Below are 12,524 nucleotides of genomic sequence, written 5' to 3' on the forward strand. Positions count from 1 at the left end.
TCTGATAGCCACTTGGAGTCCAACACGATCGATGCACGCAGTTCTCTGTCATAAACGGCAGTTCGGTAAAAATTTCGGCTGAATCCTGCATGACGAAAATGCGAAGGGGCTGTTTCAATTTGATGACAAAGTGCGGTAGGGATCGCTACAAATGTAGTCGATAACATGTCTCGCGTGTATATTGCGGTACAGATCACAACTAATGCTGGGTGAGAAGATCCCCTATCGTCTCGCCGCGCCGACGCGCATCGGCCGCCAGCCATATTTCGCCCACCTCGTGCACATTCACCGTAGGCTCGGAAGGGGATGATGACATCAACTGCCGTTGCGAGCATGTCGATCAGCGTGCGATCTTCCAAGTTGGGCCCCTGGGCGCTGCTTTTCACCAGCGAAAAGTAGTCTGACGTGATTCTCATGTGGAATAACAAGTTCTAGGGTATCTTCAATCGCAATCAGCCTTTTTTTGGCGCAACGGCGCTGATCAAGGTCTTGCTCAACTGTTGCTTTGCCACTCCCGATGGGTCCGCACAGCAGGACCGTTAACCGACCAACGACGCATGCGTGCAGGAAGGCCTCCAAATCCCCGTTGTCATAGTGTTGAAGTATAACTTCGTCCTGCTGATCTTGCCGCTGTTTTCGCGTCTGCCATTGATTCCACCTTGGAGCATCGTAACGAGTCGAGACTTCGCCAAGCCCCGCTTGGCCGGCGAATCGTCAAGCTCACAGTGCCCGACCGTACCGTTGGCGGTAAACAGATTGCATCCGCTCCCCACCTGGGAGTTCCGTGGCGCAAAGAGGGCTGCGCGGGCCGACGTCTTGCTTGCGCAACGCACCCGCTAAAATGGCAATGTCTTCGAGATCATCATAAAAGATCTCCGCCAGAATCCGTGCCTTCTCCTCATCAGTCCAATTCCGCCACTGGCGCCGACCGGTGATCACCTCGATCCGACGAAATCACAAAAGGAAAGGTGGGGCGTCCGTCGCGCTCACGATCGACCGTCGATGGAACGACTTCCTCGGCAGCTTCGACGACGAAGAGCTCGTCGCGCGCATCAAACCATCAGACCTAAATCTTCGCATCTTCGCGGTGCAGCGAAGGATTTCAGCGGAAATGGCTGGGAACCGCGTCGTATCAGCGCGCGCCGGGATTCGAGGATGGATCGCTACTTGTTCTGTCGGATCCGGTATTTGAACTACCTGTTGGTTCAGTTTCTGATCTTGGTGCGAACTGCATAGGCAAGAGTTTTGGACGACACCGGCTTTTGCAGAAAGTGGGCAGACGCTTCGTCATCGCCCAACAGCGGCATGTTAATTTCGTCCTCTCCAATGATTATTATCGGCACTTTTTCCAACGCAGCGGGCAAGACGCCCGCACGCTCTCCCTCCAGAAAAGACAAGTAGTTCGCCAGAATTAGATCGGCTCCCTTGGCTGACGAAACCCAGTCACTCAGGCTTTTGAATGTCTTGAACCCGACGGGCTCATATCCCAGCGCCGCGATCTTGTCCTCATACATCTCCAGCGTCACTGCATCGGGCTCAACTACGGCGACAATTTGCCCGCTGCCAAGCGGCAGTTTCACAGGTCCCCAAAAGCTTTCCAGCGTCGCTGGGTGCTTTGGCGAGCGTGGCAGGTAAATTTCGAAGCGCGTACCTCTCCCCACGGTCGAGATAATATTGACATAGCCCGCCAGGGCGCTGACGTGGCCGTGCACTGTGGAAAGACCGAGCCCCGTGCCGCCGCTGCGGGCGCGCGTGGTAAAAAAAGCCTCAAAAACATGAGGCAACACGGCTTCGGCTATGCCTACTCCGTTATCCTCGACGGAAAGGAGAACGTAGTCGCCCGCCGGAATTGAGCCGTTCGCGAGTATCTTGTGTGTATTTACAACAGATCGGCACACGCTGACCTCAACACGTCCGGAACCTAAGCAGGCTTCGGCGGCGTTCTTGCACAGGTTCATCAGTATCTGCTCAATCTCAAGCGGATTCCCTTCGATGACCGTCTGTCCGCTCTGAGTGTTGAAATTGAGCTCTACGCCTGAAGGCAGCGCAACACGTAACGACGGTGCTATCTCCAACACCAACTCGGATAGACTGAACGGCTTCGCTATTCGTTCCCTTTTTCGACTAAGCGCAAGGATCTGATCGGTCATAAGCCTCGCTCGATTTCCTTGCGATATGATATGATCGATGTACTGTCGACCGTGAGTGCGACGACGCAGAATATTGTGCGCCATTTCAGCGTAGCCGAGAATCGCCCCTAGAATGTTGTTGAATTCATGCGCTATGCCTCCTACCAGCGTTCCGACAGCGTTAAGGCGTTCCGCGTGTTTCAAACGCCGCTCCAGAATGTCTCGCTGCGTTTGTTTGCGCCGAATGGCCGCGTAATGGCTAACACATGCAGCCGCCAGCTCCATAAGTTGAACTTCACTCGAAGAGGGCTCCATGTGGTCTCGATCGAACCCCACGCCGAAAACAGCAACTACCCGATCGGATACCTTGAACCCAAGCAACATCCAACGGCAGCTTGTGTCGTCAACGAAGCAGCTTGCCGTTCGGACGCGGTAGCCTCGAAAGACCGGCCCGCACTCCTCAGCCTGGACCAGAGAAACAATTTCACTTCCCCTTATCTCGTTCCAAACAGGTGGAGGAGCGCTGGCAGCAAAGGTCTCGACAATTTCATTCTCAGTAACGTCCACTAATGCCAGCCCGCACTGATCAGCTTCAAAAAAATGCTCAATAACTCCCAGCGCCGCTTCCGTGGAGGATTTCAGCGACGGCTTTGTTTCTGTAGCTTCTTCGAAGCAAACCCCAATCTTCTTGATTACTTCTTCAAAATTCAAACGTCTCGTCAACCTTTCGGTTTGCCGACGCAACCTGTGAACCAAAATGATTGTAAAAAAGCAGAAGCAAATTGAAACAACACCGAGAAAAATCAGTACCCGCTGCTCGCTCGCGTTGACCAGGCTGTAAGCTGCTAAGTAAGCGTCTTGCAACTTCTTAGCGTTGTCGACCATGTCAGATGCCTGGATCATCTTTACCGTGTCATTTATCCGCGGCACTAGAGCCAGGACAGCCCTTCCGTTGCGAACAATCTGCTGAATAGCGACCTGATCCCCGTCCGTCGTTGTCTGAAGTCGGTCGAGGCCTTGAGCAACCTGTAGTGCAAGCGCTGTGTCTGGTCGAAACGAAAACTGTAGCATTAGATCGCCCAGCTCTGGCGCTTTTGCGAATTTCGAATCTCGAATACTCGCGGACCTCGGAAGCGAACCTAGCGAGTGATAAAAACTCTCCAGTGAATCTTCCAAGAACACATTTTGCGCCCCGAAGGCGGCGATCGCCGCGTTAGTCGTATTTACCGACGAATTCACCCGTACCAGCAGTTCGGAGAGTTCACCGGCATCCTCAAGACCTGCCTTTTTAAAGAGCTGATGTAAATCTACGAGGCTCTTTCGTACCCGCCCTAGAGCTACAGTAAGAGGGCGGTAATTCCGCAACATGCCGGCGCGAGCACGCAACACGTCCCGCTGCAGCGATGCACAGTCGACGTCTATAGATTGCAACTCAGTCAAAATCGCCTGGTTGCTCTCGTTGTCTTGCCACCATCCAGCGTCCAAATCCACTAAAATTATAATGCAAATTACTAATATAAGAACATCCCAGGACTTGATATCGAGCAGAAGCTCGCGGGTAGACAACAAACGATTCCCAATCATCCACTTACCTGTCCATCCATAACATTGCGTGTCGAATGTAACATCTCCTGAACCAATCTATGCCTCAACGGACTTTCCAAGGAGCCGACCATACAAGTGAACGTATGCACAAACAAAGATAGGCGACAACGCAATATATCCTGCCAATACCAACATCAGCCAATACCCTTGACCTGCCATGAGAATTTCCTCCAGAATGGATTAGACCGTATGTTCGCGGGGTGAGCGTGGCCCGCCCCCGCGGTAAGCTGAATTCGGGGGTTGCTCTGGATAGGCCGGAGCCTTGCCCCATGCTTAGCGAGGGCGAACCAAGAAAGACGATAGCGTAATTTTCATCGGCTTGGATACGTCGAAATTGAAGATTTCGGTGGCGATTGCCGACGGATCCCGCACTGGCGAGGTGCGGCTTTTCGGCGACATCTCTTCCGAGCCGGCGTCGGTGGCATCGATGATCAACAAGCTTTCCAAGCGCGGAGCCAAGCTTCTGGGGGTCAATACGGAACTGTCGTCAGGGTGACATTTTTTGCTCTCCGTCAGTTATTGCGGCATCCACTGTCTGAGCCCCGATTGCGCGACGCGGCTCGTTGCCAAGCCAAATCCAACTTATATACGGTCGCTGTTCGAAACAGCGGCACCAACACCCGCTTGCGGGCGGACAAGGCTCAGGAGAACGAGACCATTCTACGAGACAGGCATTTCAAGCCAAACAAAAGTTCGGTTCGTCCACCATGATCCGCCAGGACTGATCGGGTCCTGGAAGATTGCAGAATTCAGTTCGGGTAACCGATCAGACGGTCTTTATGAGTGCCCCCTCGATAACGACGCCGGCATTGACGTATTTCCACAGCGCGACGAGCAGCTTGCGGGCGAGCGCGACGATGGTCGTCTTCTTGAGACGGCCGCCGTTCTGCTTGACCCGGTCTCTAAACCACAAGGTGAGCACCGCGTGCGGTTGATGACGCACCCACAGCCAGGCCATCTGGATCAGTGTCGTTCGTAGCCTCGGATTGCCGGATTTCGAGACGCCCTGGTCGTGATCGACCGAGCCACTCTGCCAGGGTGTCGGCGCGAGGCCGGCATAGGCGGCAACCTGTCGTCGATTGTCGAAGTGACGCGACAGCCCCTCCGACCAGAGCACGGCGGCAAACTCCGGCCCGATGCCTTTTAGGGTGAGCAGCATCGCCGGTGCTGGCGAGACGGCGTGTGTGGCAGCGAGCATGGCGTCGCGGGTGGCTTCGACAGCCTTGATCTGCTCGAGCAGCAGTTCCAGCCGATCGAGTTCGCGGCCGATCTGCGCCTTCAAATGTGCCGGCAGCGGACGGCCGTCGCCGGTCTTACGTTCCTCCAGTCGCGTGCGTCGATCGCGGCGCAGCGGCTCGTAGTCGGAGATACCCTGGCTGAACAGCAGGCCCTTGATACGGTTGACGTGTCGCACGCGTTCGTTCGTCAAGGCGTGGCCTCACGCGAGAGGCGGCGGCGGTCCTCTTCCTCGGGCGTCGGCACCCGGACCATCGCACATACCCGCGGCTCGCCTCGCTGATAGGCGAGCAACGCCCGGACCAGCGCTTCGCCGTCGATCCTGTCGGTCTTGGCCCGGCGTCGCCGACGTGAGGTTGCAATCGAGGCCGGATCAACGACGTAACTTTCGATCGCCTCGGCCTCCAACACCCGATGGATCCAGAGGCCGTCGAGCCCAGCCTCCTGGACGACAATGAACGGAAAGCACCGCCCGGTTCGCGCCCGCGCCTTCCTCTTGAGTTCGGCAAAAGGTGCCAGCATGCCGGCGACGTCGCCGGCCGCCACCGCATGCTTAGACATCTTCTCGCCACCACCCGGCGACAGCGAGGTGATTAGCCATTTCGATTGGCTGAGTTCCAACGAGACGAAGATTGCGCCAAGATCAGTCCGGATAGTGGTCGGCGCTTCGGATCGGTGAGCTGCAACGGGCATGCTTGCCTCCAAGGTAGGGTGTTTGTGTTTAGCGACCTCACTTTGCCATAGCGCTGATCGCTTCCCACGGGCTACGGCCTTTACCGTCAGATTGTCGAACTGGGGCATGATTGCGTGGTAGTGGCGCCATCGCTTGTTCCCAGGGGTGCGGGCGACCGGGTGAAGACAAACCGGCCGGGATGTCGTAAGCTTGGCGCGGCTGCACCGTGCGGGCAAACTGACCGCGGTCTGGGTTCCGTCACTTGGCTCACCTCGCCATGCTCATCCAGCCACGGAGACATGCCTTTCAATTCACGGCCGATCTCGTGCCCGGCAAAACGATCGAATATACGGGATTGGACGGTGCGTTCTTGGCGCATTGTCGGCACCGGCGGTTACGGGTTTGTCTTTAGAATCAGAAGCTTGATCTAAAGTATACCTGAAACCGCCGGACTTTGCCCGTGGCAATATCGCGATTCCTCCAATAATTTCAGCGGTTTACCGTTTGTGGACGGGCACTAGCTAGCCGTTCGAACGATGGCGCCGTTCTTCTGCTGTACCCTGGTCATTCTCCCGATAGGCGCGGGAACGGGTTGCTTCCAACCCCTGATTCGGCACCAAGAGAGTGCGCAACGGGTTCCCCTTCAGGGTCGGCCAGCATATCCTAGCTGCCGTCGGCGGAAATTATGCGCGAAGCTTCCTGAACCAATATATCGCGAAACCAGATGCTTCCAGGGTCGCCGTTATGAAGTGCGGGCCATTGAACAACTTCGGTGAACACAGGAAACGGTAAAGGGAGCTTGATGATGCGCAGAGGGAACGTATTTTTGTAATAGTCGACTAATCGCGATGGCATGTTTGCTATGCGGTTCGTGCCACATAGGACCGGTGGTATTAAGCTAAAGCCTTGGACCACGACCTCCACGCGCCTCTGGATCCCATTCTCGAGCAAGAACCACCCGTCGATTGAAGGCTTCAAAAGGCGCCCGAACACAGTCGCGACATGCCCCATGCTAACGTATTGCTCGAGTGTGAGTGCCGGAGGCACGTCCTCATTTGTCGGACAGCCGACACATACTAATTTGTCAGTAAACAGCTTCGTGCTAGGGTGCACACCCGATAGAAAGAAATCGGGTAGGAGGAGGAAATCGATGTCGCCGCGGCGGAGCAACTCATAGGGATCATCGTCGAGAGGCAGCAACTCGAAGCTAACGCCGGGTGCTTCCCGTGCAACTCGTTCAATGACCTTAGTGAAATATACGAGCATCATAAAATCGGAAAGAACAATTCTAAAGCGTCGGTCGGACTTGGAGGGGTTAAAAGGCTCCCAAGAGATGATTGAGCACTGGATCTGCAAGAGGGTTTCCCGCACTGCCGAGGCCAGTCCTTCGGCACGCGGTGTGAGGCAAAGCTCGCGGCCATTCATTGTGAACAGGTTATCGCGAAAATAATCACGCAGCCGCCCAATGGCAGCACTCATGGCGGGCTGACTTAGATTGATACTACGTGCCGCCGCAGTGAGATTTCGCTCGGTCGTCAGCGCGTCTAGCGCAACGAGAAGGTTTAAATCAAGGCCCTTGAAACGCATCTTTCTTCACATCCAAACAATCGATCTTTTCCATCCAAACAATCAATTTTACCAGTACAAAACCTTCCTGCATAGATCCGCTTGCACGCCTCGCCGAGGTCCAGGTGTAGCGGCGTGCAAGAAGACGTGCTGGTTGTAGATGGATGCTTTGCAGTGACGCCGGCGTTTGCCAAGCGCAGCTAGGAACAGCGTCGCCGGCAGAATGTTAATTGGGATGCTTGTGAACGTTTCCGACAGAAATAGGTTCGTCATATCACGACGCCGCACCGGCTTTGGCGATTGTCTTTGGTCATTAGCGGCGGCTTGGCGCTATGCACAGCGGACCGGCCGCACGCTGGCAATCGACTGGCGCGGGTCCTGTTATCTAGACCAGCCTTTCAACAACGCCTTTCCTGTTTTTTTTGAGCCGGTTCAGGAGATTGGTGGGGTGCCAGTAATTTGCGATGAGCAGATTAATGAAATAGCATTCCCAGGCCCTTTCTTCCCGTCATGGTGGAACAGCGCGGGATTCAACTGCGTCTACCGGCCGGATGAGCAAGTGTTCAAAGAGCGCGACGAGCTAGTTCAGCTGTTTGAAGCTAAAGACGATACCAACGCTAATACAGTTGTCTGTGACGCTTGTTTGATGTGGCGCTGCGACCAGGAGGCAGAGCGACAAATTTTTCAAAGTATTCGGCCGCAGCCTGCGATTCAGGCTCGCGTTGAGGCTTTCCGAGCGGAACATTTCAAAGGGCACAGCATAATTGGCGTTCATGTTCGGCATGGCAATGGCGAGGATATCATGGACCACACGCCTTATTGGGTCGATCGGGAGCATGCCATACGTCAGATATGCGCCGCCGTTCGTAAGGCTGAAGCGTTGCCACATCCAAGACCGGCTAAGATATTCTTGTGTACTGACAGCGAGCAGATATCGGATCAGTTAGCTGTTGTTTTCCCCGGCCTGTTGGCGCTCCCAAAGCGTTTCAAAGCTGCCGAAGCCGGACCATTGCACTGCTCTGAGCTTGGAGCCGAAGGGGGATACTCCGCACTCGCCGAGATGTACCTTCTCGCGTCGTGCGATGCCGTTATTCGCTTCCCCCCCACCAGCGCCTTCTCGCGCTATGCTCGTCTCTTTGCGCCGAACGTGATCGAATTCGACCTGCGAAATCCTGGGCAATTGGTCTTAATCAAACAACCGGATTTTCGGCTTCGGATGAAAGCTAGCCAATGCGAGATCTAGGCAGACAACGCCTAGCCTCCGGAACGGGTAACAGGCAAGTTATATCCACTGGCGCAGCTCAAGATCTGTTTGATTACCCGGCTAGTTGGGAGAACGTGACAGATGCCCGGTCGTGAACCAGGCTGTGTGAAAACGCCGAACATGATATCCTTTGACATGAGTCGAGAGGCTTCATGAAGCGGTATACCGAGGGTGTCGAGAGGAGCCAGGGTACACTGCTTCCCGAGCAGTTGGATGACCGGGTGCATGAGGATAGCCCAGTTCGGGTGGTCGAGGTCTTCGTTGATGAGCTAAATCTCGCCGATCTCGGATTCTTGCGCTGTGAGCCAAGCAATACCGGGCGCCTAGGTTATCATCCGTCGATCCTGCTCAAGCTCTATATCTGCGGCTATCTGAACCGAATCCAGTCGAGCCGGCGCCTCGAACGCGAAGCTGGACGCAATATTGAGGTGATGTGGCTGGTTGGGCGTCCTGTGCCTGACCATAAGACCATAGCCGATTTTCGCCGCGATAACGGTAGTGCCATCAAGAGGGTCTGTAGCGGCTTTGTGCGGCTGTGCCGCGAGATAGGGCTTCTAGCCAAGCCGAGTGTTGCGATCGACGGCAGCAAGTTCAAGGCGGCCAACAACCGGCACCGGAACTTCATCAGGGGCAAGCTGGCGCGGCGCGTGGCGAAGATCGAAGAGAGCGTTCACCGATATCTCCACCAGATGGACAGCGCCGACAGGCAGGAGCCCGACGACATTCATGCCGCCAAGATCGAGCGCCTGCAGGAGAAGCTTGAACGGCTTCGACAGGAGATGGTTCGGCTGACGGAGATCGAAAAGGAGATGCTGGAAACATCCGACCAGCAGGTATCGCTCACCGATCCCGATAGCTGGTCAATGACGACCAGCGGCCGAGGCTCAGGCTTGGTCGGTTACAACACTCTGACCGCAGTCGACACCGAACATCCCCTCATCGTCGCCCGTGAGGTGACCAATGTCGGCAGCGACCGGGCGCACCTTGCAAACATGGCCAAGGCCAGCAAGCAAGCCTTTGAGGCAGACCATCTCGAGTTTGTGGCTGATCGCGGTTACTTCAACAGCAAAGAGGTGCTCACCTGCGTCGAGCAGAAGGTCACCGTGACCATGCCCATGCCCATGCCCATGCCCATGCCGTCGGGCAATCAGATTAAGGGCTCTTCGTCAAGCAGGACTGTCGAAAACCTACCATAGGGCTGCTAAATGGGGGCGGGCTACAATTTGATGCCTGCTGTGTGGCGAGTCAGAGTCGAAACTTCAACGTTAATAGAGCAGGAAGAAAATGGTTGAGAACAGGAAAGTTGCTCTGGTTACGGGCATAACGGGACAGGATGGTGCCTATCTTGCCCGTCTTCTTTTGGAAAAAGGCTACATCGTTCATGGGATAAAGCGACGTTCGTCTTCTTTCAATACGGGTCGCATCGAAGACATCTACCAAGACCCGCACGATCCCGATCCGCGCCTAATTTTGCATTACGGTGACCTCACTGATTCGACTAACCTGATCCGCGTAGTTCAGGAATCCCAGCCAGACGAGATTTACAACTTGGCCGCTCAGAGCCATGTCCAGGTGTCGTTCGAAACGCCGGAATACACAGCGAATGCCGACGGTATCGGAACATTGCGACTTCTTGAAGCGATCCGCCTCCTCGGTCTGAAGGACAAGAGCCGCTTCTATCAGGCTTCGACTTCAGAACTCTACGGCCTCGTGCAATCCGTACCGCAGAACGAAACGACGCCCTTTTATCCGCGCAGCCCATACGCCGCCGCCAAACTCTACGCCTACTGGATCGTGGTCAACTATCGCGAGGGCTATGGGATGCACGCTTCCAACGGCATTCTCTTCAATCATGAAAGCCCACTGCGCGGGGAAACTTTTGTAACGCGCAAGATCACCCGCGCCGCCGCTGCTATCTATCTCGGCAAGCAGGACAAGCTTTATCTCGGCAATCTCGATGCTCAACGCGATTGGGGCCATGCGCGTGAATACGTGCGTGGAATGTGGATGATGATGCAGCAGGATCAACCGGATGATTACGTACTAGCGACGGGCAAGACGAACCCTGTCCGCCAATTCGTTGAATGGGCTTTCGAAGACGTCGGCGTCAAGCTCGAATGGCGTGGCGAGGGAGTTGACGAAAAGGGCTACGATGTCGAAACCGGCAGATGCTTAGTACAGGTAGACCCACGCTACTTCCGCCCTACGGAGGTCGATCTTCTCTTGGGCGACGCCACCAAGGCGAAGGAAAAGCTCGGCTGGGTGCATGAGACATCCGTGCGCGAGCTTGCCGCGGAAATGGTGCGGGAAGACCTCAAGATCATGCAGACATCGGTATTAATGAAGGAAGCATAATGTACGATCTGAAGGGAAAAATCGTGTGGGTCGCGGGCCACAACGGTATGGTGGGCAGTGCGGTTGTACGCCGACTCGCGTCTGAAGACTGCGAAGTTGTGGCCGCCTCCCGGGGAGAGTTAGATCTCAAGCGGCAGACCGACGTTGAGAACTTCGTGGCAATGATGAACCCGGACGCTATTATAATGGCGGCGGCCAAGGTTGGCGGTATTCTCGCGAACGACACCTCTCCGGTCGACTTTCTTTACGACAATTTGATGATCGAGGCTAATGTCTTCGCGGCAGCCCACGATAACAACGTCGACCGCGTTGTCTTCCTCGGCTCGTCTTGCATCTATCCGAAGATGGCACCGCAGCCCATTCCTGAGAACGCGCTCTTGACCGGGCCATTGGAGCGAACCAATGAATGGTACGCGGTCGCCAAGATCGCCGGCATCAAACTGGCCCAAGCCTACCGTCAGCAATATGGCCGCGACTACATCTCGGCTATGCCGACCAATCTTTACGGGCCAGGCGATAATTATGACTTGCAGTCAAGCCACGTCATGCCAGCGCTGATCCGGAAAGCACACGAAGCTAAGCTCAAGGGTGGTAAGCAAATCACCATCTGGGGCACGGGCACGCCACGGCGCGAATTCCTGCACGTCGACGACTGCGCCGATGCGCTAATCTTCCTCTTGAAGAACTATTCTGGTCATGAGCATGTCAATCTAGGCTGCGGACAAGACATCACGATCCTAGAGCTGACTAGGCTGATCTGCCGTGTAGTCGGCTTTACTGGGGAGATCGTGCACGATCACTCCAAGCCTGATGGCACACCGCGGAAGCTGATGAGCGTTAACAAGCTGCGCGCTTTGGGATGGGCTCCAAAGATTAGTCTCATGGAAGGAATCGAGAACGCCTATCATGCATTTCTCAACGGTGACTACGCCGAGCGGGGGTAGACAAAAGGGATTGCCGCGTCTCGGGCCTGAGCGCTTTCGGGATGCGGTGCAGATATTGGCCGGAGATGATCACGCGATCGGCGATGTGAGCCAGCTAGAGCGAGGAGTCCTGTCGGACCTCCGCGCCGTCCGTCCCAATACTCGCTGCCGTGAACGTCGTCGATGCGCTGCCCGCGTCAACCCTCACCAAAGCGGCTAATCGCCGAAATCCAACTCGCCGATGGTCGGAAATGTACATTTTGTCCTTGTCCGAAGGATTTACGGCTTGGTATTCGGAACGAGTCAAGGTTTGAGTATGTGCTTGTCGCGCTTACGTTCCATCTTATAGAAGGAATCAGCGCCTGATCGAGGAGGCAGCACTCCCGGACATAACTGCCCGCTCTGAACAAGCCGTGGCCGTGGCCGGTACGTTGGTTGCCGCTGGCTACCGCCAGATCGGATTCGACCATCGCGCCTTGCCGAACGACGATCTCGCGCTGGCTCAAATGCAGGGTCGTCTGCGGCGTAATTCCTTGGCCTACTTCGGCAGATACCTGTCAAAACCTAATTGGACTTGGCGGACCGGCTATAGCCCGTCACGGCGAAGGTTACGTCCATCCGTTGACACGAACTTCGTCCTCGTGCGGAACGATACCTCCCGCCCACGACTTTGTGCCGGCGATGGTTCAGCTCGCTGCCCTGTTGGATCAAACTATCCATTTTACGGATGAATTCCATCCAAACAATCGATTTCACTGATCCACACTATTGCC

General features: G+C 55.5%; 6 protein-coding genes and 5 pseudogenes. 7 read left to right on the top strand and 4 right to left on the bottom strand.

The window, feature by feature from the left end; all coding sequences use genetic code 11:
• Nucleotides 1-199: 199 nt before the first annotated feature.
• Nucleotides 200-867, bottom strand: a pseudogene (locus ACZ9DP_RS14160) (P-loop NTPase family protein); the annotation flags it as partial.
• A gap of 338 nt (nucleotides 868-1,205) precedes the next feature.
• Nucleotides 1,206-3,695 (bottom strand): two-component system VirA-like sensor kinase, encoded by a 2,490-nt coding sequence (locus tag ACZ9DP_RS14165; RefSeq protein WP_476202534.1) that lies wholly within the window; start codon nucleotides 3,693-3,695, stop codon nucleotides 1,206-1,208.
• A gap of 346 nt (nucleotides 3,696-4,041) precedes the next feature.
• Here ACZ9DP_RS14165 and ACZ9DP_RS14170 point away from each other — a divergent pair.
• Nucleotides 4,042-4,197 (top strand): annotated as a pseudogene (locus ACZ9DP_RS14170) (IS110 family transposase); the annotation flags it as partial.
• Nucleotides 4,198-4,500: 303 nt separating this feature from the next.
• Here ACZ9DP_RS14170 and ACZ9DP_RS14175 read toward each other — a convergent pair.
• A pseudogene (locus ACZ9DP_RS14175) lies at nucleotides 4,501-5,663 on the bottom strand (IS110 family RNA-guided transposase).
• A gap of 63 nt (nucleotides 5,664-5,726) precedes the next feature.
• Between ACZ9DP_RS14175 and ACZ9DP_RS14180 the strand changes: the two are divergent.
• Nucleotides 5,727-5,910: pseudogene (locus tag ACZ9DP_RS14180) on the top strand (IS110 family transposase); the annotation flags it as partial.
• A 396-nt stretch (nucleotides 5,911-6,306) separates the two neighbouring features.
• Here ACZ9DP_RS14180 and nodD2 read toward each other — a convergent pair.
• Nucleotides 6,307-7,230 (bottom strand): transcriptional regulator NodD2, encoded by a 924-nt coding sequence (gene nodD2 / locus ACZ9DP_RS14185; RefSeq protein ID WP_476202535.1) that lies wholly within the window; start codon nucleotides 7,228-7,230, stop codon nucleotides 6,307-6,309.
• A 214-nt stretch (nucleotides 7,231-7,444) separates the two neighbouring features.
• Here nodD2 and ACZ9DP_RS14190 point away from each other — a divergent pair, with 214 nt between their 5' ends.
• The 5 genes and pseudogenes from ACZ9DP_RS14190 to ACZ9DP_RS14210 all read left to right on the top strand — a co-directional run.
• Entirely contained in the window at nucleotides 7,445-8,452 is a 1,008-nt protein-coding gene (locus ACZ9DP_RS14190) for a nodulation protein NodZ (protein WP_476202537.1), read from the top strand.
• Between the two features lie 173 nt (nucleotides 8,453-8,625).
• Complete coding sequence (locus ACZ9DP_RS14195; protein ID WP_476202538.1) at nucleotides 8,626-9,669, top strand: transposase; 1,044 nt, start codon at nucleotides 8,626-8,628, stop codon at nucleotides 9,667-9,669.
• A gap of 88 nt (nucleotides 9,670-9,757) precedes the next feature.
• A complete protein-coding gene (gene gmd / locus ACZ9DP_RS14200) occupies nucleotides 9,758-10,828 on the top strand; it encodes a GDP-mannose 4,6-dehydratase (RefSeq protein ID WP_476202540.1) in 1,071 nt (356 codons plus the stop codon).
• A complete protein-coding gene (gene fcl, locus ACZ9DP_RS14205; RefSeq protein WP_476202542.1) occupies nucleotides 10,828-11,772 on the top strand; it encodes a GDP-L-fucose synthase in 945 nt (314 codons plus the stop codon). The genes gmd and fcl overlap by 1 nt, the downstream gene beginning before the upstream one ends.
• Nucleotides 11,773-12,080: 308 nt before the next feature.
• Nucleotides 12,081-12,390: pseudogene (locus tag ACZ9DP_RS14210) on the top strand (coproporphyrinogen III oxidase); the annotation flags it as partial.
• Between the last annotated feature and the right edge of the window lie 134 nt (nucleotides 12,391-12,524).

It is taken from the genome of Rhizobium sp. USDA 4016 (genome assembly GCF_056279705.1).

Bases quoted from the DNA above. Each gene is read 5' to 3' on its own strand.
- nodD2 (WP_476202535.1), bottom strand. From the start codon at position 7,230: ATGCGTTTCAAGGGCCTTGATTTAAACCTTCTCGTTGCGCTAGACGCG.
- ACZ9DP_RS14190 (WP_476202537.1), top strand. From the start codon at position 7,445: ATGCTTGTGAACGTTTCCGACAGAAATAGGTTCGTCATATCACGACGC.
- ACZ9DP_RS14195 (WP_476202538.1), top strand. From the start codon at position 8,626: ATGAAGCGGTATACCGAGGGTGTCGAGAGGAGCCAGGGTACACTGCTT.
- gmd (WP_476202540.1), top strand. From the start codon at position 9,758: ATGGTTGAGAACAGGAAAGTTGCTCTGGTTACGGGCATAACGGGACAG.
- fcl (WP_476202542.1), top strand. From the start codon at position 10,828: ATGTACGATCTGAAGGGAAAAATCGTGTGGGTCGCGGGCCACAACGGT.